Source organism: Xanthomonas sp. WHRI 8932A, assembly GCF_035012785.1.
GTDB lineage: Bacteria > Pseudomonadota > Gammaproteobacteria > Xanthomonadales > Xanthomonadaceae > Xanthomonas.
This window is the reverse complement of the sequence record NZ_JAYGQQ010000016.1, coordinates 66,685-88,196: the sequence shown is the minus strand read 5'-3', so window position 1 is coordinate 88,196 and position 21,512 is coordinate 66,685. Positions and strand designations below refer to the sequence as shown.

The window sequence follows — 21,512 nt, the reverse complement described above, 5'->3', positions numbered from 1 at the left end:
AGGCGGGGGAAGGGACTCGGGCGGGTTCAGCCACTCAATAGCGCCTTCATCGCCGCGCCGCGCACGCTGGGGCTGACTCTGACGCTGGATCTGTAACGGCCACCTGCCATGCTGACGTACACGCCGGGACTGTCTTCCTCTCCCGCTTTGCGGGAGAGGGCTGGGGTGGGAGCACAGCGCCCCCATCCGCCCTGCGGGCACCTTCCCCCGCAGGCGGGGGAAGGCACTTGGACGGGTTCAGCCACTCAGAGGTGACACGATGATCGACCTGCCCCGCCGCCGTTTGCTGCAAGCCGGCCTGACCAGCGGTGCGGCCGCACTGTTGCCCAGCATCGCGCGCGCCGCTGCCATCGCGCCGGACCGCCGCAGCGGCACACTGGACGACCTGCAGCACGTAGTGATCCTGATGCAGGAAAACCGCGCCTTCGATCATTACTTCGGTGCGCTGCCCGGCGTGCGCGGGTTCGGTGATCGCTTTCCGATCCCGGCCCCACCGCTACCGGGCGCGCCATCGCGCACGGTGTGGTTGCAGCCCAGCGAAGACGGCATGCAATGGCTCACGCCGTTTGCACTGGATACCGCAGCGCAATTCGGCTTCATGCGCGTCAAGGGCACGCCGCATAGCTGGCCGGATGCACAACAGGCCTGGGACCACGGCCGGCTCGGGCAGTGGGCGGCAGCCAAACACAATCACGCGCTGGGCTATTACGGACGGGCGGATATTCCCTTCCAATACGCGCTCGCCGATGCGTTCACCATTTGCGATGCGTACCACGCCTCGATCCAGACCGGCACCAATTCCAATCGCGTGTTCCTGTGGACCGGCGGCAACGATCCGCACGGGCGCCATGGCGGGCCGGTGATCGGTAACTCGCACGACAACTTTCCGGAGCTGGGCGGGTTTGCCGAGCCGTATCGATGGACCACCTATGTGGAACAGCTGCAGCGCGCGGGCGTGAGCTGGCAGATCTACCAGGACATGGCCGATAACTTCACCGACAACCCGCTGGCCGGGTTCGAGGCGTTTCGGCAGGCCTACAGCAACGCGCCCGGTCACGATGCGCAGCTGCGTGCGCGTGGCATCAGCACGCGGGGCGTGGAGCAGCTGCGCGCGGACGTGATGGCCGATCGGCTGCCGTCGGTGAGTTTTGTCATTGCCGATGCGGCCGGCAGCGAACATCCGGACCCGTCCAGCCCGGCGCAAGGCGCGGCCTACACCGCACGCGTGCTGGATGCGCTCACCGCCAACCCGGCGGTGTGGAGCCGCACTGCATTGCTGCTGATGTTCGATGAGAACGATGGATTTTTCGATCACATGCCTCCGCCTGCACCGCCATCGCCGGACCCGCGCGCAACCGGCGGGTTTGCCGGCGCTTCCACCGTCGCCACCGACGACGACTACCATCGCCAGCCTGCACCCGGTGAGCAGAAAGTGGATCTGCCCGCACTGCACGGCCGCCCCTACGGGCTTGGTCCGCGCGTGCCGCTGTATGTGATTTCGCCGTGGAGTCGCGGTGGCTGGGTGGATTCGCAGGTGTACGACCACACCTCGGTGCTGCGCCTGCTGGAACGACGGTTTGGCGTGCAGGCGCCAGAGATCACGCCATGGCGGCGCGCGGTATGTGGCGACCTGACCAATGCGTTCGATTTCCGCAACGCCGATGCACGCCCATTCGTCGCATCGCTACCCGATGTGGGCGATGCGGCAGCGCGCGCAGCAGCCTTGCGCGAGCACACGTTGCCGCCGCTGCCGGCCACGTTGCAATCGCCCGAGCAACCGTTCGGCGTGCGCCGTTCGCGCGCCGTGCCGTATCGCCCGAGCGTGCAACTGGCGTATGTGCAAGCGCGCGGCGAGGTGCAGCTACGCCTGCGCAACAGCGGCGCGGCGGCGGTGCTGCATGTCTACGACCGCTACGACCTGGCGGCGATCCCGCGCCGCTACACGGTAGGCAACGGTGCCACGCTGGACGGCGACTGGACCACCTACGATGGCCGCTACGATCTGTGGCTGATCGGCCCCAACGGATTCCATCGCCACTATCGCGGCGACCTGAGCGCTGCATTGCTGCTGGCCGATATCACCCAGGCAGCGGACGACCCGGCGGCGCTGTCGTTGTCGTTGCACAACACCGGCACCACGCCGATCCAGATCGCACTGCAACCGGCCGCTTATGCGCAGGCGCAACCGCGCGAGCAACTGCAGCTTGCGGGCGGCCAGACCTGGCAACGCAGCTGGAAAGCGGCAGCCAGCGGCGGTTGGTACGACCTGTGGGTCGAACACGACGGCGCAAGCCAACGTCTGGCAGGTCGCATCGAAACCGGTGCAGACAGCGTCAGCGACCCGGCGATGGGTGGGCCGGCGCGGCTGCAGCAGGACAGGCCTATCGTGATTGGCCCACTGGGCTGAGCCGTGCGGCCTTGCGCCGTGCGAAGGCTGCGCGCAGTGCGGGATCGCGAGCGAAGGTCACTCCGTGCAAGCAGGGCAGCGGCGGTCAGTGCACTGCGGCCGGGGCCAACACGCCGATCGTCCCCAGCCACGTCTCCACCAGACTTGGCCAGTGCGCGATCGGCAGCTCCTTGGCGCGCAGACCGAAGGCATGCCCGCCCTGCGCGTAGAGATGCATTTCCGTCGGCACGCCGGCCTGCTTCAGCGCAACGTAGTAGGCCAGCGACTGCGTTACCCCATCCACCTCGTCGTCCTCGGCCTGCAGCAGAAAGGTCGGCGGGGTATCGGCGCTCACGGTGATGTCTGGACGCAGCTGTAGGTGGGTTGGATCGCGCTTGGCATGATCCTCATCTTCGTGCGCCCACAGATGGCCCGGATAGACCGCGATGGCAAAATCGGGACGGCAACTTTCCGCATCCGCCGCGTCCACCAGCGGATAGGTGCGCTTTGCGAAATGCGTGCTGGCCGCGGCGACCAGATGTCCGCCGGCGGAAAACCCGATCACCCCGACCTTGTGCGGATCGATCCGCCACTCCACCGCATGCAGGCGCACCAGTCCCAGCGTGCGCTGCGCGTCCTGCAGCGCGGTCTGTACCTTCGGATAGTAGCGGCCGCCGTTGACCCAGGTCGGCCCCGAGTTGGGTACGCGGTACTTCAGCAACACACAAGTGATGCCGCGCGAGGTCAGCCAATCACAGATCTCCGTCCCTTCCAGGTCCATGGCCAGAACTTGATAGCCGCCACCGGGGAACACCAGCACCGCCGCACCGGTGTTGCGGCCCGTGGGCGCATACACCGTCATCGTCGGCCGGCTGACATCGTTGGCCCTGGGCCACCACGGGCGCCCCGGGCCGGGACCGACCGATTCCGGTTTCGGATGCGGCAACCCATTGGGCACCTTGCCAGGCCAGATCGGCACTTGCACATGGCCCGGTGCCGGTTGCCAGATCTGCGCCTTCGCCGATCCATGCGCGAGCGCAAGTGCGGCGGCGACGACCGCCAAAAAGAGGGGAGTACGCATTGTGCTGATCCAGTGGGTGGCGAGGATGGGATAGAAGCGGATGCGATGCGTGGAACGCGCGGGACGTGCGACCACAGGCCTGGCCGCGCATGCGCCGAGGACTGGATGTCGTGATCGGCAATGCGGGCGCGGCTACCGCGTACGGCGGGCAGTGCGCGATGCCGCCAGCCAACGGCGGCATCCACTGGACTGCCACGCGCGCCGAACGGCGCGATAGCGACACCCCAACCACGCGGAATCGCCGCGTCGCGGCACTCAAGGCGCGAGCGTCTCCCGCACCGCCACCGCGACCGCCTTCAACGCCGCATCGCGCCCAGCGTCGTCGACCTTGGCGCCGTTCAAATACGTCGTCAGCAACAGCGGCGCCCTGCCCTTCGGCGGCCACAGGATCGCGATGTCGTTGCGGGTGTCGGTGCCGTTGCTGCCGGTCTTGTCGCCGATCTTCCAGTCGCGCGTGAGCCCTGCACGCAGGCAATCGTCGCCGGTGCGGTTGTCGATCATCCAGTCGGTCAGCTGCTTGCGCGAGGCAGGTTGCAGGGCATCGCCGAGCAGCAGCGTGCGCAGCGTGGACGCCATTGCCGCAGGCGTGGTGGTGTCGCGCGGCTCGCCGGGGACGAACCCATTCATCTCCGGCTCGTAGCGGTCACTGCGGGTCTTGGCATCGCCGATGCTGCGCAAGAAGGCGGTCACGCCGGGCGGGCCGCCGACCAGTGGGAACAATAGGTTGGCGGCCGGGTTGTCGCTATAGATCATCGTGGCCCGGCATAGTTCGCCGACACTCAGCGCGCCGCCGACATGGCGCTCGGTCACCGGCGCATGCGACAGCATGTCCGAGGCACGGATCTTGACCGGTTGCGCCAACGACAGCTTGCCGCGGTCTACTTGCTGCAATACCGCGGCAGCCAATACAAATTTGAAGGTGCTGCACATCGGAAAGCGCTCCTTCTCGCGCTGCCCGATGCGCCATCCGGTGGCGCTGTCGAGCAGGCTGATGCCCAGGCGACCGCCGGTGCCACGTTCGATTTCCGCCCATTGCGCCCGCAGCAGGCCGTCCACCGTCACCACCGGGCTGAGCGCCAGTGCGGGCCGGGACGCCGCAAACAGCATGCCCGCGCCAGTTGCGCATAAGAACTCTCGCCGATTCACCATGTGTCTGCTTCCTTGAGGGAGCCCGCAGTATCGATGCGCACGAAGCAGCCGACCATCGCGATGTTTCGATCCCTGACATGAATTGAACTAATCTCTATGCATGCCCCGCCCTCGCCTTCCACTCAATGCCCTGCGCGCCTTCGAGGCGGCCGCACGCCATCAGAACCTGACCCGCGCAGCCGGCGAGTTGTGCGTGAGCCAGGCCGCGCTCAGCCACCAGATCAAGGCATTGGAACAGCAGCTGGGCACCAGCCTGTTTCACCGCCTGCCACGCGGTGTGGCGCTCACCGACGAAGGGGCGGCACTGGCACCGGTGCTCGGCGAGGCCTTCGACCGCATCGCCGCCACCCTGGAGCGCTTTGCCGATGGGCGCTATCGCGAAGTGCTCAGCGTGGGCGTGGTGGGCACCTTCGCCACCGGCTGGCTGCTGCCGCGATTGCCGGCGTTTCATGCCGCGCATCCGGATATCGAATTGCGCCTGTCCACCCACAACAACCGGGTCGATCTGGCCGGCGAAGGACTGGATCTGGCAATCCGTTTCGGCGACGGCGACTGGCAGGGCCAGATCGCGCAGGCGCTGATGGAGGCACCGTTTGCACCGGTATGTGCGCCCAGCATGGCGCGTGGCTTGCGTACGCCGGCCGATCTGGCGCAGCTGCCGTTATTGCGCTCGTATCGTCTGGACGAATGGCCGCAGTGGTTTCGCGCGGCGGGCGTGGCCGAGGTCGCCGCACGCGGGGCGATGTTCGATTCGTCGTTGACCCTGGCCAGCGCGGCGGCGGCCGGGAGCGGTGTGGCGTTGGTGCCGTTGCCGATGTTTCGCCAGGATCTCGACGCGGGGCGCCTGGTGTGCCCGTTCCCGATCCAGATCGACGCCGGGCGCTACTGGCTCACCCGGCTGCGCTCGCGCCCGGAGAGCGATGCCGATGCCCGATTGCGCGATTGGCTGGTGGCAGAGCAACAGCGCTCCGGTTAAGCGAGCTCAAGGTGCCGCTCAGCGGCGCGCCGCCTCGATCCCCTGCACCGCCACGCGGCGAAATGCCTCGTAGTGCGCCTGGTCGGCGAACCAGTGCGGGGCGAACAGCTCGAACAAGCGGTCGTTGTGATACAGCAACAACACGCGCTCATTCTCGCGGTAGCGGATGTAATCGGACCAGGGCCGGCGCAGCCGCCCGTCCACCCAGGTGATCTCCAGCCCGGTCTCGTCCCACGCAAACGTGTAGGCATACCGCAGCGAGGCCTGCTGGGCGTGCAAGCGTTTGATCTTTCGCGGCAAGCCCCACGCGTGCAACACGGCCAGGCCGATCAAGCCGCCGCCACCGCCGCCGAGCAGCACCGACCCGATGATTTCGCTGGCCCCGATCAGTTGCAGCATGCCCGCCCCGATCAGCAGCAGGACCACCAGGATCACGATCAACAGCTTGCCCGTCTGCCGCGCATGCAGGCGCTGTGCGGCCAGGTGGTCTTCCAGACTGATGGTGGCGCTGATCATGTTCGCTCCTTCCTTGTGCTTGGCCCGACGCGCATCGTAACGCCTGCGCGTTACGCGCCCTCGATCAACTCCATCCACGCCGCTTCCGCTGTGGCCAGCTGCTGCGCCGTCGCCTCACGGTCGCGGCCCAGCACCGCCATCTTGTCGGTGTCGGCATAGTTGCCTGGGTTGGCCAGTTCGCGGTCGAGCTCTGCCAGCAGCGCTTCCAGCTCGCCCACACGCTTTTCGGCGCTGGCCAGCTTGTGCGGGTTGACGGCTTTTTTCGGCGGCAGTGGTTTGGTCGGCGGTGGCGGGGTCGGTGCGACTTCGGCCATCTTCTGCTTGGTGCCTTGCGCGGCCGGACGGCTGCGCAGCCAGGCAGCGTATTCGTCCAGATCGCCATCGAACGGCTCGACCACGCCATCGGCCACCCGCCAGAAACTGTCGCAGACCAGGCCGATCAGATGGCGGTCATGCGAGACCATCACGATGGCGCCTTCGAAGTCGCTCAGCGCCTCGGCCAGGGCCTCGCGCATTTCCAGGTCCAAATGGTTGGTGGGTTCGTCGAGCAGCAGCACGTTGGGCTGTTGCCAGGCGATCAAGGCCAATGCCAGACGCGCACGCTCGCCACCGGAGAAGCCATCCACCACTTCGAACGCACGGTCGCCGGCGAAATTCCATTTACCCAGGAAATCGCGGAACGCCTGATTGGAACCATCCGGCGACAGATCGCGGAAGTGATCCATCGGCGACTGGCCTTCGTGCAGCGACTCCACCGTGTGCTGGGCGAAGTAGCCGATGCGCAGGTCCGGATGTGCGTTGCGCTCGCCCGCCAGCGGCGCCAGCTCGCCGACCAGGGTCTTGACCAGCGTGGTCTTGCCCGCGCCGTTGGGACCGAGCAGACCAATGCGGTCGCCGGCCTCCAGGCCGAATCCGACGTCGTGGAGGATGACGGTTGCCGCGCTCCCCCCATCCGCCCTCCGGGCACCTTCCCCCGCCAGCGGGGGAAGGGTAGCGGGATAGCCGGCTTCGATATGGTTTAACCGAATCAGCGAAAACGGCAGCCGATTGGGCTGCGCGAACTGGATGCGGAATTCGCGCTCGGCGCGCACCGCCTCGGTGCCGGCCATCTTGGCCAGGCGCTTCATGCGGCTCTGCGCCTGCGTCGCCTTGCTGGCCTGCGCCTTGAAGCGGTCGATGAAGCTCTGCAAATGCGCGCGCTCGGTCTGTTCCTTGTCGTGCGCGATCTGCTGCTGGCGCAGGTGTTCGATGCGCTGGCGCTCGAAATCGGTGTAGCCGCCGACGTACAGCTTGGCGGTACCGCCATGCAGATGCAGCGTGTGGGTGGCCACGTTGTCCAGAAACTCGCGGTCATGGCTGATCAACAGCAAGGTGCCCGGGTACTTGAGCAGCCATTGCTCCAGCCACAGCACCGCGTCCATGTCCAAGTGGTTGGTCGGCTCGTCCAGCAGCAGCAGGTCGCTGGGCATCATCAGCGCGCGCGCCAGGTTCAACCGCACCCGCCAGCCGCCGGAGAACGACGACACCGCGCGGTGGTGCGTGTCGGCCGGAAAGCCCAGGCCGTGCAGCAGCTTGCCGGCACGCGCTTCGGCATCGTAAGCGCCGAGTTCGGCCATCTTCTGGTGCGCATTGGCGACCGCTTCCCAGTCTTCGCGGGCGGTGGCTGCCGCTTCTTCCTGCAGCACCGCGGACACCTCGATATCGCCGCCGAGCACGAACGACAGCGCCGGGTCCGGCAACGACGGGGTTTCCTGCGAGACGCTGGCGGTGCGCACCTTGCCGGGCAGATCCACGTCGCCCTTGTCGGCCTCCAGTTCGCCCTTCACCGCGGCAAACAGGCTCGACTTACCGGTACCGTTCCGCCCCACCACGCCGACGCGGTAGCCGGCATGCATGGTCAGGTCGACGTTGGACAACAGCAGACGCTCGCCGCGTCGCATGGAGAAGTTGCGCAGGGAAATCATTGATGGACAGTCCGATAGAACGAAAAGGAATGAGCAGATGAGCAGCATTCCTGCGACGCCATTCTAGCGTTAACGAATAATTAGCGCCTTCAGGTTGAACGACACGCGCGCTTCGCACGGCCGTGATCGCCACCCGCCCAGTCTAGTTGGCCCCGCTTGGGCTGCCGTTTTCGGAGTTGTCATGAACCACCCCCTGTCCTTGCTTGCGACCGCCGTGGTCGCTGCACTGCTTGCTTCTCCCGCCCTGGCGCAGGACGCCGCGCCGGCCACCGCCAATACCCTGGATACGGTGATCGTCACCGGCACCCGCGTGGCCGACCGCACCGTGGCCGAGTCGCAATCGCCGATCGACATCATCAGCGCCGAGTCACTGCAGGCCACCGGCACCCCGGAACTGGCCACCGCGCTGGCGCGCGCGCTGCCGTCGCTGAACTTCCCGCGCCCGGCGCTGAGCGACGGCACCAGCGCGATCCGTCCGGCCCAGCTGCGCGGCCTGTCGCCCGACCAGGTGCTGGTGCTGGTCAATGGCAAGCGCCGCCATACCTCGTCGCTGCTCAATCTCAACGGCACCATCGGCCGCGGCGCGGCGGCGGTGGATCTGAACACCATCCCGGTGGCGGCGATCGCGCGGGTGGAAGTGCTGCGCGACGGCGCCTCGGCGCAATACGGCTCCGATGCCATCGCCGGCGTGGTCAACATCGTACTCAAGGGCGCGGAAAAGGGCGGCAGCCTGCAGGCCGGGTTCGGCCAGTATTCGGCCGGCGACGGCAACAATTACGAGCTGTCCGGCGACACCGGCGTGGCCTACGGCGGCGACCGCGGCTGGCTGCACGTGGCCGCCCAGCTCAATCAGCAGGACCCCACCGACCGCGCCCGCGGCTATGCCGGTGCACCCAGCGTGTCGCAGCCGGCCGTGGGCCAGAAGGCATTCAAGATCGGCGACCCCGACGTCAATGCGCAGGCCGCCTCGCTCAATACCGAATACCAGTTCAGCGACAGCATCACCGGCTACGCGTTCGCCACCGCCAGCAACCGCGATATCACCTCGTTCGCGTTCTTCCGCGCGCCGGGCAGCAGCCAGAACATCCTGTCGATCTACCCGCAAGGCTTTTTGCCGGAGATCCAGAGCTACGCCAAGGACCGCTCGCTGGTGGCCGGCGTGCGCGGCTCCACCGCCAGCGGGTGGGACTGGGATGCCAGCTACAACTACGGCTACAACCGTATCGATTTCCACACCCGCAACACGCTCAACGTGAGCCTGGGGCCGACCTCGCCGACGTCGTTCTACGACGGCGCGTTGGAGACCACGCAGAACATCGTCAACCTGGACGTCAAGCGCGGTTTCGACTGGGGCCTGGCGTATCCGGTGACAGTGGCCTTCGGCGCCGAATACCGCAACGAAAAGTGGAACCAGTCGCCGGGCGAAGTGGGTTCGTACCTGCAGAACGGTACCTTGGCCGGTGGCGCGCAGGGCTTCGGCGGATTCGCCCCCAGCGTGTCGGGCCAGTATTCGCGCAACAGCTATGCGCTGTACGCCGACCTGGAAGCCGACTTCACCGACAAGTTCTCCGCCGGGCTGGCCGGCCGCTACGAAGACTACGACGACTTCGGCAGCCAAGCCTCGGGCAAGTTGTCCGGCCGCTATGCGTTCACCGACAAGATCGCGTTGCGCGGCACGGTGGCCTCGGGCTTCCGCGCACCGTCGCTGGCGCAGCAGTATTTCCAGTCCACCAGCACCACCTTCCTGGCCGGCAACCCCAATCCGTTCGAAATCCGCACCTTCCCGGCCGACAGCAACGTGGCGCGCGCCTTCGGTGCCGAACCGCTGGATGCGGAAACCTCGCTGTCCTATAGCCTGGGCCTGGTGCTGCAGCCCACCGATGCGCTCTACCTCACCATCGATGCCTACCAGATCGACGTGGACGACCGCATCGTGCTGTCGTCCAACCTCACCGGTGCCGGCGTGCGCAGCCTGCTGGAAGCGCAAGGCATCTTCGGCATCAACGGCGGGCGCTACTTCACCAACGCGGTGGATACGCGCACCCGTGGTGTGGACGTGGTCGGCAGCTACCGCTGGCAGCTGGCCGCCAGCAGCGTGGACCTGACCGCCGGTTACAACTACTCCGAAACGGAAGTGCGCAATGTGGCGGCAAACCCGGCGGCGTTGTCGGCCAACGGGCTGAGCCTGGAGCGCATCGACCGCACCGAGCGTGGGCGCATCGAAGAAGGCTTCCCGCGCGACAAGTTCCTGGTCAACGGCAGCTGGAATTCCGAGCACTGGACGCTGGCGCTGGGCGCCACCCGCTACGGCGAATACAGCACGCGCCCGGCGGCGGCGGTCAACGACCAGACCTTCGGTGCCAAGTGGGTGGTGGATGCCTCGGCCAGCTACAAGGTCGATCGCTGGACGCTCACGCTGGGCGCAGACAACCTGCTGGACGAGTACCCGGACGAGAACAACTTCGCCAACTCCACCAGCGGGCAGTTTGCGTACAGCAATCTGTCGCCGTTCGGCTTCAACGGTGCGTATGTCTACGGGCGGATCAACTACCGCTGGTAACACGGCCAACGCCGCTAGCGACGGCTGACGACGGAACGCGGCTGCACGTTGATGTTGTGATGTTGTGCAGCGCTGCAGCGTCGACATCCAAGGTTTGACCACACGCCCCGGCCAGCCCGGGGCTTGTGCGTTTTTGCGGTTATGCGGTTATGCGGTTATGCGGTTATGCGCTTGTGACAGACGCACAAACAGGCGCAACCGCTCGCCGAATGCCGCTCTGCGTTGCATGACATGTGCACAGCACGCGCACCACAGGCTTGCCATCAAGCTGCGGTGCGCTGGCTGGCTGCCATGCGCGTCCACACAGCTCAGGCAACGCAATGACGGGGCGTACGCCCGATGCGTGCTAAGACCGGTACTCCTGTCATTGCCGGAGCACGCCAATGGAAGCATCGCAGCTGTGTCGCGGCCGCTTGATCGATCACCTGCATCTGGTGGTACACGACCTGCCGGCAAGCCGCCGCTTCTATCAAGCCGTGCTCGAGGTCCTGGGCATTCCCATCGGCGGCGACGGCGATGGCTACTTCTGGGCCGACGAACTATTCGTTTCCAACCGCGACACGGTGGCGCAAGGCGTGTTGACCGGTCGCCATCATCTGGCCTTCCAGGCGCGCGACGTTGCGATGGTGCAGGCCTTCCATGACGCCGCGCTGGCCAACGGTGGGCGCGACAACGGCGCGCCGGGTTTGCGCCCTTATCACCCGAGTTATTACGCGGCGTTTGTGCTCGACCCGGATGGCAACAACATCGAGGCGGTCTTCCACGGTCCTGCGCAACGCAGTGCCGATGCGGTGCAGATCACGTTTTGATGCACAAGTTTCATAACTGGTATCGATGCCCAAAATGGGGCAACGCAATCCGTTGCCCAGCGTAGGGAACTGCAATCGACGCCTCACTTTGGTGCACGATGACAACGTTGGCATAAGCATACGTTCGATGACAGTTGCATGCGGAACGTAACCAAAATTTGACATGTGGTTACGCGTGGTTAATGGTTGAGAACGTACCGCAGCTGCCGCAACGGACGCGGCCTGGGAGGGGGCCCACTGCGCTGCATCCGTTCCCCACTCGGAGTTGTTACCGCATGAATTGCAAGTCCAGTCCACTCGCAGTCGCTGTCGTTGTTGCCTTGTCGTTTTCCGCTTCAACCGCAGTTGCGCAGTCGCAAGCTCCCACCCAGAAAACCCTCGACACGCTGATCGTGACCGGCACGCGCGTGGCCGACCGCACCGTGGCCGAATCGGCATCGCCGATCGACATCATCTCGCCACAGGCACTGGAATCGACCGGTACCACCGAGTTGGCTACCGCGCTGTCACGCGCGATCCCCTCGCTCAATTTCCCCCGGCCCGCCATCTCCGACGGCTCGGATGCGGTGCGCCCGGCACAGCTGCGCGGCCTGTCGCCCGATCAGGTGCTGGTGCTGGTCAACGGCAAGCGCCATCACAGCACCGCGCTGATCAATCTCAACGACACCCAGGGCCGTGGCTCGTCGCCAGCCGATCTCAACACCATCCCGATCGCTGCGGTGGAGCGCATCGAAGTGCTGCGCGACGGTGCGTCGGCGCAATACGGCTCCGATGCGATTGCCGGCGTGATCAACATCGTGCTCAAGGGCAGCGGTGAAGGCGGCAGCGTCAATGGCCGCTACGGCAAGTACAGCGCTGGCGACGGCGAGCAGTATCAGCTGTCCGGCGACGCCGGTTTCAGCTTCGCCGGCACCGGCAAGGTGCATCTGGCCGCACAGGCCGGGCATTCGGATCAGACCAACCGCGCGTTGCCGTTCGGCGGCCGCGTGGAGCAGCGCTATGGCGACCCGGAAATCGACCAGGGCGCCATCTCGTTCAACGGCCAATACAGCCCCACCGATTACCTCACCTTCTACTCGTTCGGCATGGTCAGCCGGCGCGAAGTGCTGTCCAACGGCTACTTCCGCTTTGCCGGCGACAACCGCAATCGCCCGGAAATCTATCCGGACGGCTTCTTGCCGCAGATCTACAACGTCAGCAAGGACGTGTCGTGGGTCGGCGGCTTGAAGACCTCCACCGAAGGCGGCTTGAACATCGATCTGAGCTACAACTACGGCCAGAACAATCTCACCTTCGATGTGCGCAACAGCTTGAACAACAGCCTGGGCGTGACCAGCCCAACCGACTTCCATGCCGGTACGTTGGAAGTCACCCAGAACGTGCTCAACGCCGACTTCACCAAGACCCTCGATTGGGGCCTGGCCTACCCGGTCACGCTGGCCTTCGGTGCGGAATGGCGCGGCGAGAAGTTCAACCAGTCGCCTGGCGATGCGGCTTCGTCGGCCAACGGCGGTATTCCGTCTGCAAACGGCGCGTTGATTCCTGGCGCGCAGGTGTTTCCGGGCTTCAAGCTCTCCGATGCCGGCTACTACAACCGCAACAGCCATTCGGCGTATGTGGATCTGGAAGCGGATCTGACCGAGAAGTTCTCGGCCGGCCTGGCCGGGCGCTACGAGAAGTACAGCGACTTCGGCGACACCGCTACCGGCAAGCTGTCGCTGCGCTATGCGTTTACCGACAAGGTAGCGCTGCGTGCTACCGCCTCCACCGGCTTCCGTGCGCCGTCGCTGCAGCAGCAGAACTTCCAGTCGATCGCCACGCAGTTCCTCAACGTGGCCCAGCCCAACGGCTCGGTGACGGCGATTCCGTTCGAGATCGGCACCTTCCGCACCGACAACCCGGCCGCCATCGCGCTCGGCGCCGAACCGCTGAAGGCCGAGGAATCCAAGAACTACGGCCTGGGCGTGGTGTTGCAACCGGTCGAAAACCTGTACATCACCGTCGATGCGTACCGCATCGATATCGATGACCGCGTCGTGCTATCGGAGAACCTGACCTCCATCGCCGCGCGTAACTATCTGCAGGCCAATGGCTTCCCGGGCATCGGTGGCGGGCGCTATTTCACCAACGCGGTGGACACCAAGACCCAGGGCGTGGATGCGGTCGGCACCTACCGTTGGAACCTGGATGGCGGCAGCGCGGAGCTGACCAGCGGCTATAACTACAACAAGACCGAAGTAGAGAAGATCGCCGACAACCCGGCAGCGCTGGTGGCGATCGACCCGAATGCAGTCCGCATCGGCCGCGCGGAACTGGGCCGTATCACCGAGGGCACGCCGCGCGACAAGTTCTTCCTGGGCGGCACCTGGGCGCCGGGCAACTGGTCGTTCACCGGCACGGCCACGCGCTGGGGCGAGTTCAGCACCTTCGGCACCAACGCCGGCAGCGACCAGACCTACGCGGCCAAGTGGACGCTGGATCTGGCTGCTTCCTACAAGCTGGGCGCCTGGAACTTCACCGTCGGTGGCGACAACGTGCTCAACGAGTACCCGGACCGCCAGGAAGCCGGGCTGGGCACGCGCACCTACCTGCCCTACAGCAGCGCCTCGCCGTTCGGTTTCAACGGTGCGTTGGTGTACGCCAACGTGAACTACAAGTGGTAATCGCAGGCATCGGTCGCTAGCGACCGATGCTTCCCTTGCACGGCAGCGCAGTGCAGCGCGTTGCCGACTGCAGCGGTCTTGCGCCTGCACTCTCGCAACTGGGAGTGCGGGCAATCGAATCTTCGTTTCGCCGCTTTCGCAAGGACGCCCCGCAAGGATGCACAACGCGCTGCATGGCGCGTTGCAGATCGCCGGTATTGCCGCGCCTGCCGCTTTGCATCTGCAAAGACCCAGCATGCATGCCCGATCACCCCACGCAGTTGTCTTCTCCCGGTTACACGCACTTCACCGCTGCGTCCTTCATCCCCTTTGAGCCTTGATTCCCATGCACACCTCCAACGCACTCTCGCTGGCGATTTCAGTCGCACTCACCGTCTGTTCGTTCGCTGCCAGTGCGCAGTCGCAATCGACCCCGCCGCAGAAAACCCTGGACACCCTGATCGTCACCGGTACCCGCGTCAGCGACCGCACCGTGGCCGAATCCGAATCGCCCATCGACATCATCACCGAGCAATCGCTGCAGGCCACCGGCGCCACCGACATCGCCACGGCACTGGGCAAGCTGCTGCCGTCGCTGAACTTTCCGCGCCCGGCGATCTCCGATGGCAATGACGCCTCGCGCCCGGCCACCCTGCGCGGGCTGTCGCCGGATGCGGTGCTGGTGCTGGTCGATGGCAAGCGCTATCACACCTCTTCGCTGATCAACTACAACCCGTATGTCGGTCGCGGCTCGGCGCCGGCCGATCTGAACTCGCTGCCGATGTCGGCGATTGCGCGGATTGAAGTGTTGCGCGATGGCGCATCGGCGCAGTACGGCTCCGATGCCATCGCCGGCGTGGTCAACATCGTGCTCAAACACGGCGCCGCTACGGGCAGCAACAGCATCTCGGTCAACGGCGGCATCATGGACAAGGGCGATGGCGAGCAGAACGGCATCGACGGTTCAGTGGGCCTGGCCTTCGGCGGCAGCGGCGGCGACACCGCGCCGGGCTGGGTGCGGCTGTCGTGGAACTACCAGAACACCATGAGCACCAATCGCGGCGAAAACACCAACCGCGCCACCACCGTGCCGGGGACGCCCAATCCGGGCGGTGTGCCGTATCAGCGCCATGGCGACCCGGCGTCCAACTTCTATCAGGGCCTGGCCGCATTCGGCTATGAGTTCTCGCCCAATGTGGAGCTGTACGGCCATCTGAGCATGAGCCGTCGCGAAGTCACTTCCAACGGCTATTACCGCGCCGCCGACAACACCGCGCGCAACGTGCAGGCGATCTATCCCAACGGCTTTCTGCCGCAGATCTACAACCCCACCAACGACCGCTCGGCCGTGTTGGGCCTGAAGGGCAGCACCGAGAACGAATGGAATTGGGACGTGTCGGCCACCTACGGCAAGAACGACATGACCTTCAACATCCTCAACAGCATCAACACCAATCTGTACTACACCACCGGCGCCTCGCCGACCAACTTCAACTCCGGCGGCTTCGAAACCGAGCAGGGTACGGTCAATGTCGACGTCAACAAGTCCTTCGACTGGGGCCTGGCGTATCCGGTCAATGTGGCCTTCGGTGCCGAGCACCGTCAGGACCGCTATGAGATCACCGCTGGCTCGCCGGCTTCGTACTTCTTCGATCCCAACACCATCAATCCCGACACCGGCGCGCCCTACCCCGGTGGCGCGCAGGTGTTCTCCGGCCTGGAGCCCTCGGTGGCCGGTCGCTTCGGTCGTCATAGCAATGCGGTCTACGCCAACCTGGAAGCGGACATCACCGACAAGCTCTCCGGCGGCATTGCCGGGCGCTTCGAAAACTATAGTGACGCCGGCTCCACGCGCTCGGGCAAGCTGTCGGCGCGCTACGCCTTCAGCGATACGTTCTCGTTGCGCGGCACCATCTCCAACGGCTTCCGCGCCCCGTCGCTGGCGCAACAGAACTACGCTTCGGTGGTCACGCTGATCCAGAACGGCGAGCTGGTGCAGGTCGGCACCTATCGCACCTCCGACCCGGTGGCTGTCGCATTGGGCGCCCGCCCGCTGAGCCCGGAAAAATCCACCAACTACGGCCTGGGCGGCGTGTGGCAGCCCACCGCCAACTTCACCTCCAGCCTGGACGTCTACCAGATCCGCATCTGGGACCAGATCCTGTATTCGGATCAGCTGCAGCTTGCGCAGCCGATCGGCCAGGTGGCGGCGGTGCAGTTCTTCGTCAACGGCGCCACCAGCCGCACCCGCGGTGTGGACTGGATCAACAGCTACCTCGCCGATCTGGGCAACTACGGCAAGCTCAATCTCAGCGCCAGCGCCAACTACAACAAGACCACCATCCTGGAGCTGTCCAACCCCAACTTCGGCCGCGCCAGCCAGGGCCTGCTCACCGATGCCACGCCGCGCACCAAGTACATGGCCGCCGCGGACTGGTCGATCGGTGGATTCGCACTGAACTTCAACGCCACCCGCTACGGATCGATCAAGCGCATCAGCGACCCGGCCGACGGCAGCCAGGACCAGACCTATGACGCGCGCTGGCTGCTGAATCTGGCCGCCAGCCAGACCTGGGACGCGTTCACCTTCACCGTGGGTGCGGACAACATCACCAACCAGTACCCGACCAAGGCGCAGCTCACCACCGCCTACGACGACCGTGCCGGCGGCCTGCAATATTCGTCGCTGTCGCCGTTCGGCTTCAACGGCCGCTACTGGTATGGCCGGGTCACCTATCGGTTCTGATTCGGGAAGTGTGTTGGCTGTTTAGCGCCCGCGCTGATCGCAGACTCCGATCAGCGCGGGCGTGGTGCAGGCATCGCCGATCGCTTGGCGATGCCTGTCGCTGTCATCGCATCCACGCGTGTGCCAGTTCCTAACGCGCGGCTCGTGCAAGGCAGCACGCGTTACCTCACCACGACGCCGGCAAGGCATCCACGCCGCGCAGATTGGCGCGGTCATTCCATGTCAGCGTCTCAGGTTGCTCCAGGCGCAACGCCGGCAACTGCTCCAGCAGTGCAGCAAGCGCTGCCTCCATTTCGATCAAGGCCAGCCGGTTGCCCAGGCAGTGGTGAATACCGCCGCCGAACGACAACGCACGCCCTTCCTGTCGGCGGATATCCAGCACTTGCGGGTTGCTGAATTGCACCGGGTCGTGATTGGCCGCGCCCAGCATCAGATACACCATCTCACCTTCGCGCAACGCGCTCCCAGCGATCTCGAAGTCCTGCAATACCGTGCGCGCGGCCATCTGTACCGAGCTGTCGTAACGCAGGCATTCGAGTACAGCGTTGGGCAGCAAGGCCGGGTTCTGTTGCAGCAGCGCCAACTGCTCGGGATGCCGATGCAGGGCGACCAGTGCATTGCAGATCATGTTGGAGGTGGTTTCGTGGCCGGCGAAAAACAGCAGGATCACATTGGAGACGATCTCGTCGCTGCTCAGCCGCTGACCCTGGTCCTCTGCACGAATGAAGCGTGAGATCAGATCGTCGCCGTCGCTGCTTCGACGCGCTTCGATCACCGCATGAAAGTAGCTTTCCAACTGCAGATACGCCGCGCTGGTGGCTTCCAGCTCTTTGGGCGTCATCAACGGGTCGAACACCTTGGCCAGTGCGCTGGTGGCCTGCCCGACCGTGATGGCGTCGGCAGGATCGATGTCGAGCATGCGGCAGATGATGCTGATCGGCAGCGGAAACGCGAAGTCGCGCAACACATCGCACTGGCCCTGTGCGCGGAAGCCAGCAATCAGCGCCGCAGCAGTATCGCTGGCCACCTGACGCATCGACTCCATCTGCCGCGCATTGAATGCCTGGGTCATCAGCCCGCGCAGACGCGTGTGCACCGGTGGATTGACCATCAGGAACATGCGGCTCATGCCCTGAAACAGCGGCATCTCCACGGCGGCCTCGCCATAGCGCAGACGGATGCTCTGCAGATAATCGCGGCCGACGCGTCGGTCGCTGAGAAGACTGTCGACCACCGCGTAGTGGCCGGTCATCAAGCGGCGTTCTGCCACCCCCACCAGCGGCCCTTCGGCGCGCAGGCGTGCATAGGTCGGATATGGGTCCTGACGAAACTGTTCTGTTGCGAAGTCGCTGAGATGCATGACCTGGGCTCGTGAAGCCTGATCGCGGGGGAAGCGATTGAGGCGTGGCATGGGGGAGGGAGTGCAGACCGCTTGCGCGAAGCGACGCCTGGATTGTCAGCCGTCGTTGCGCATCTGCCTGACACAGGCGCGAAGCCGTGTCGTCAAACTTCAAACCCTGTGCGGCGGCGCCGTTGCGTCATCGCGCGTGCGCATCGATGACAGCGCGCGACCGCCTCCACAATTGCCGCGTTGCATGCGCAACGTCGCACGCGTTGCGCATTGCGCATTGCGAGACGCGCGCGTAGCCGCGTAGCGATCGATTCGCGCCTGTTGCAACCAAGGGCCAGCGATGGCGTGCACACGCAAACCACTGCCTGTGCGGGTGACATGGGGACGTGCAATCGGCCATGGTTACGTGGCGCGTCGTCACGACGCTATTCAGCGCTGCGGCTCAGTCGCAGTGCGCTGTCGATGGTGGTCGCTGTCGATGGATGTGCTATCGATGGATGTGCTGTCGGGCGACGCAGCGGCCGCAGCGGTCCGTCGGTTGGCAGTGCTGGCATCGGTTCGAGCGACCCGCATCACCGTCGCCAACGGATCGCCCCTCGCGGCCGCATGCGCTACGTGTCGCATCGCGTTAATCATGCGCTGTGTACTATGGGCGTCCGGCCAACCGGACCGCTCTGCGGCCCTGGTCCCCCGCGCCGGATTCCAGCACTTCATTCGCGATGCCCGCAGGCGCTGCCCGGCGCAGTTCGTTTGGCTGGTCACGCCGTTTCATCACTTCGGACACTCTCACAACGGATTGGAATGCACCACGACACCAGCCTCATCGACATCATCGCCGTCGGCCTCGCGGTCGCCTTCATCCTGGGCACGCTCGCGCAGAAGATGAAGCTCTCGCCGCTGGTCGGCTACTTGTTGGCTGGCGTCTGCGTTGGGCCGTTTACACCGGGATTCGTGGCCGATCAGACCATGGCCAACCAGCTGTCCGAGCTGGGCGTGATGTTGCTGATGTTCGGGGTGGGCCTGCATTTCTCGCTCGAAGACCTGATGGAAGTGAAGTGGATCGCGGTGCCCGGTGCGCTGGCGCAGATCGTGGTGGCCACGCTGCTCGGCTGGGCGCTGGCCTGGAGCATGGGCTGGCCGTTGATTCATGGCCTGGTGTTCGGCCTGGCGCTGTCGGTGGCCAGTACAGTGGTGCTGTTGCGCGCGCTGGAAGAACGCCGCCTGCTGGACACCCAGCGCGGCCGCATCGCGGTGGGCTGGCTGATCGTCGAAGACCTGGTGATGGTGCTGGCCCTGGTGTTGTTGCCGGCGCTGGCGGATGCGCTCGGGACCGGTACGCCAGCTGCGCATGACGGCGCGTCCAGCTCGCTGCTGGCCGCGCTCGGGCTGACCTTGCTCAAGATGGTGGCGTTTGTCGCGGCGATGCTGGTGATCGGCCGGCGAGTGATTCCGTGGTCGCTGGAAAAAGTGGCTGCGACCGGCTCGCGCGAGCTGTTTACCCTGGCCGTGCTCGGTATCGCGCTGGGAGTGGCGTTCGTGTCGGCCACGTTGTTCGGCGTGTCGTTTGCGCTGGGCGCGTTCTTCGCCGGCATGCTGCTCAAGGAATCCGAGCTCAGCCACAAGGCGGCCAGCGACTCGCTGCCGTTACGCGACGCATTTGCGGTGCTGTTCTTCGTGTCGGTAGGCATGTTGTTCGACCCGATGATTCTGATCGCGCACCCGTGGCAGGTGCTGGCCACCTTCCTGACAATCACCGTGGGCAAGTCGCTGGCGGCGTTTGTGATCGTGCGCGCGTTTGGCCATCCCACCGGCACGGCGCTGACCATTTCCACCAGCCTGGCGCAGATCGGCGAATTTTCTTTCATCCTGGCCGGGCTGGGCGTGCAACTGGCGATCCTGCCGGAGACCGGGCGCGATCTGATCCTGGCCGGCGCGTTGTTGTCGATCGTGGCCAACCCCTTCCTGTTCTCGTGGCTGGACCGTTGGCAGGCCAAGCAGGCGCAGGATGCACCGGCCAAGGTGGAGCCGGAACTGCCGCCCGGCCCGCCATTGCCAGCCGACGGGCATGCCATCGTCATCGGCTACGGCCGCGTGGGCAGTGCGCTGGCGCAGCTGCTGCGCAGCCGTGGCGTGCCGGTGCTGGTGATCGACGACAACGGCGACCATGTGGCCAAGGCACATGCAGCCGGCATTCCCGGCATCCGTGGCAGCGCAGCGGCAGACCGGGTCCTGGCCGAAGCACGTCCGGAGAACGCAAAAATCGCGATTCTGGCGATCCCGCAACCGCTGGAAGCCGGCGAAGCGCTGGCCAAGCTGCGCGCGATCAACCCGTCGCTGACCTTGCTGGCGCGCGCGCATAGCGATGCCGAGGTCAAGCATCTGCTCGAACACGGCGCCGACGGCGCAGTGCTGGCCGAACGCGAACTGGCCTACTCGCTGGCCGAGATGGTGATGTCCACGCCGCCGTACCGTGCGTTGAACGTGCCGGCGTCGTAATCGCCGCCGGGCGGCGAAGCCGACGACACTGCAGATAAAGCCATTGGGCAAACGTAGACATCGCGCCGCAGCACCACAGGTGCGATGCGCACCGGGCGCTAGATTCCTGCGGCAACTACCCCGGCCGAAACTCCAGGCGCTGCGCCGGCCCACTGCAGGAGTGGATGTCTGACAGACCTGCGCTCGCTGCGTCCGCCGAATTTGCAGGATGAGCGGTGCGGCCGGTGAACTGGTGAGTGACGCAGAATATCAGCGTGGCCTCACTGGCCGATATTGTCGTCGGTCGCCATAGGTTGCGCCCTTTGTCTCTACATTGGCGCAGAGCCTGCCGTCGCATAGGGTGACATCGGCTGCGTTGTAGGCGCGCAGTAATTCGGCACGCAACTGATTGTGACGAATCTCATCGCGATACTGGGTCAGCAACCATCCGCCACCAGCCAGTAAGAGCAGCAGACTCCCGATAACGACGGCCACACCCTTCCACAACAATACGCGCTGCCCGCGCTCGATGCGCTTAAGTTGATCGGACAAGGAGTGCGCGCCTTCACCGATCAAGTTACCAGCCTGCTGCAGCCGCTTCTCGAAACCGGCGACGGGTTGCTCCATTCCTTGCTGCATGCTCCGAATCAATGTATCGGGCACACGCTGCAGCGTCTGTTCCGCCGACCGGGTCATCACGCCAGGCAGCGACTGTGCAACTTGCTCCAGCTGTTGCGCGAGGCGGTTCTGCTGCTGTTCCAATTCGATGCATCGGCGCTCGAACTGCTCCATGAGCGAGGCTGCCTTGCTAACCAGCGCAAGCGGATCTTGTGCGTTCATCGTGCGTCCTGCCTTTC

13 protein-coding genes are annotated in these 21,512 nt (G+C 65.3%); 7 read left to right on the top strand and 6 right to left on the bottom strand.

The window, feature by feature from the left end; all coding sequences use genetic code 11:
• Positions 1–259: 259 nt before the first annotated feature.
• The gene (locus VC212_RS22305) at positions 260–2,407 is read left to right on the top strand and encodes a phospholipase C, phosphocholine-specific (protein ID WP_323515558.1); all 2,148 of its coding nucleotides are present in this window, start codon (positions 260–262) and stop codon (positions 2,405–2,407) included.
• A gap of 85 nt (positions 2,408–2,492) precedes the next feature.
• On the opposite strand, the gene VC212_RS22300 is transcribed toward VC212_RS22305, so the two are convergent.
• Both VC212_RS22300 and bla read right to left on the bottom strand, forming a co-directional pair.
• Positions 2,493–3,467: an alpha/beta hydrolase gene (locus tag VC212_RS22300; RefSeq protein ID WP_323515560.1), complete on the bottom strand. Its 975-nt coding sequence runs from the start codon at positions 3,465–3,467 to the stop codon at positions 2,493–2,495.
• A gap of 255 nt (positions 3,468–3,722) precedes the next feature.
• Positions 3,723–4,616, bottom strand: coding sequence for a class A beta-lactamase (gene bla / locus VC212_RS22295; protein WP_323515562.1), 894 nt, complete (start codon positions 4,614–4,616; stop codon positions 3,723–3,725).
• A gap of 100 nt (positions 4,617–4,716) precedes the next feature.
• Between bla and ampR the strand changes: the two genes are divergently transcribed.
• Complete coding sequence (ampR, locus tag VC212_RS22290; protein WP_115554386.1) at positions 4,717–5,592, top strand: LysR family transcriptional regulator AmpR; 876 nt, start codon at positions 4,717–4,719, stop codon at positions 5,590–5,592.
• A gap of 18 nt (positions 5,593–5,610) precedes the next feature.
• On the opposite strand, the gene VC212_RS22285 is transcribed toward ampR, so the two are convergent.
• Together VC212_RS22285 and VC212_RS22280 are read right to left on the bottom strand one after the other, a co-directional pair.
• The gene (locus tag VC212_RS22285) at positions 5,611–6,108 is read right to left on the bottom strand and encodes a YcxB family protein (RefSeq protein WP_115554387.1); all 498 of its coding nucleotides are present in this window, start codon (positions 6,106–6,108) and stop codon (positions 5,611–5,613) included.
• A 50-nt stretch (positions 6,109–6,158) separates the two neighbouring features.
• Positions 6,159–8,072, bottom strand: coding sequence for an ABC-F family ATP-binding cassette domain-containing protein (locus VC212_RS22280; protein ID WP_115554388.1), 1,914 nt, complete (start codon positions 8,070–8,072; stop codon positions 6,159–6,161).
• 181 nt (positions 8,073–8,253) lie between these two features.
• On the opposite strand from VC212_RS22280, the gene VC212_RS22275 reads away from it, so the two are divergent.
• From VC212_RS22275 to VC212_RS22260, 4 genes are all read left to right on the top strand, one after another.
• Positions 8,254–10,632: a TonB-dependent receptor gene (locus VC212_RS22275; RefSeq protein ID WP_323515564.1), complete on the top strand. Its 2,379-nt coding sequence runs from the start codon at positions 8,254–8,256 to the stop codon at positions 10,630–10,632.
• A gap of 383 nt (positions 10,633–11,015) precedes the next feature.
• A complete protein-coding gene (locus tag VC212_RS22270; protein ID WP_323515566.1) occupies positions 11,016–11,441 on the top strand; it encodes a VOC family protein in 426 nt (141 codons plus the stop codon).
• Between the two features lie 275 nt (positions 11,442–11,716).
• Positions 11,717–14,104 carry a TonB-dependent receptor gene (locus VC212_RS22265; RefSeq protein ID WP_115528687.1) on the top strand — a complete coding sequence of 796 codons (2,388 nt, stop codon included), beginning with the start codon at positions 11,717–11,719 and terminating at the stop codon, positions 14,102–14,104.
• 325 nt (positions 14,105–14,429) lie between these two features.
• Entirely contained in the window at positions 14,430–16,829 is a 2,400-nt protein-coding gene (locus VC212_RS22260; RefSeq protein ID WP_323515568.1) for a TonB-dependent receptor, read from the top strand.
• Between the two features lie 166 nt (positions 16,830–16,995).
• Here VC212_RS22260 and VC212_RS22255 read toward each other — a convergent pair whose 3' ends face one another.
• Complete coding sequence (locus tag VC212_RS22255; RefSeq protein WP_323515571.1) at positions 16,996–18,189, bottom strand: cytochrome P450; 1,194 nt, start codon at positions 18,187–18,189, stop codon at positions 16,996–16,998.
• 792 nt (positions 18,190–18,981) lie between these two features.
• On the opposite strand from VC212_RS22255, the gene ybaL reads away from it, so the two are divergent.
• Positions 18,982–20,676 carry a YbaL family putative K(+) efflux transporter gene (ybaL, locus tag VC212_RS22250; RefSeq protein WP_055849022.1) on the top strand — a complete coding sequence of 565 codons (1,695 nt, stop codon included), beginning with the start codon at positions 18,982–18,984 and terminating at the stop codon, positions 20,674–20,676.
• A gap of 249 nt (positions 20,677–20,925) precedes the next feature.
• On the opposite strand, the gene VC212_RS22245 is transcribed toward ybaL, so the two are convergent.
• On the bottom strand, positions 20,926–21,495 hold the full coding sequence (locus VC212_RS22245; protein WP_323515573.1) for a relaxation protein: 570 nt from the start codon (positions 21,493–21,495) through the stop codon (positions 20,926–20,928).
• Positions 21,496–21,512: the final 17 nt, after the last annotated feature.

Bases quoted from the DNA above. Each gene is read 5' to 3' on its own strand.
- VC212_RS22285 (WP_115554387.1), bottom strand. From the start codon at position 6,108: ATGATCAGCGCCACCATCAGTCTGGAAGACCACCTGGCCGCACAGCGC.
- VC212_RS22265 (WP_115528687.1), top strand. From the start codon at position 11,717: ATGAATTGCAAGTCCAGTCCACTCGCAGTCGCTGTCGTTGTTGCCTTG.
- VC212_RS22270 (WP_323515566.1), top strand. From the start codon at position 11,016: ATGGAAGCATCGCAGCTGTGTCGCGGCCGCTTGATCGATCACCTGCAT.
- VC212_RS22260 (WP_323515568.1), top strand. From the start codon at position 14,430: ATGCACACCTCCAACGCACTCTCGCTGGCGATTTCAGTCGCACTCACC.
- ybaL (WP_055849022.1), top strand. From the start codon at position 18,982: ATGCACCACGACACCAGCCTCATCGACATCATCGCCGTCGGCCTCGCG.
- VC212_RS22255 (WP_323515571.1), bottom strand. From the start codon at position 18,189: ATGCATCTCAGCGACTTCGCAACAGAACAGTTTCGTCAGGACCCATAT.
- ampR (WP_115554386.1), top strand. From the start codon at position 4,717: ATGCCCCGCCCTCGCCTTCCACTCAATGCCCTGCGCGCCTTCGAGGCG.
- bla (WP_323515562.1), bottom strand. From the start codon at position 4,616: ATGGTGAATCGGCGAGAGTTCTTATGCGCAACTGGCGCGGGCATGCTG.
- VC212_RS22275 (WP_323515564.1), top strand. From the start codon at position 8,254: ATGAACCACCCCCTGTCCTTGCTTGCGACCGCCGTGGTCGCTGCACTG.
- VC212_RS22300 (WP_323515560.1), bottom strand. From the start codon at position 3,467: ATGCGTACTCCCCTCTTTTTGGCGGTCGTCGCCGCCGCACTTGCGCTC.
- VC212_RS22305 (WP_323515558.1), top strand. From the start codon at position 260: ATGATCGACCTGCCCCGCCGCCGTTTGCTGCAAGCCGGCCTGACCAGC.
- VC212_RS22245 (WP_323515573.1), bottom strand. From the start codon at position 21,495: ATGAACGCACAAGATCCGCTTGCGCTGGTTAGCAAGGCAGCCTCGCTC.
- VC212_RS22280 (WP_115554388.1), bottom strand. From the start codon at position 8,072: ATGATTTCCCTGCGCAACTTCTCCATGCGACGCGGCGAGCGTCTGCTG.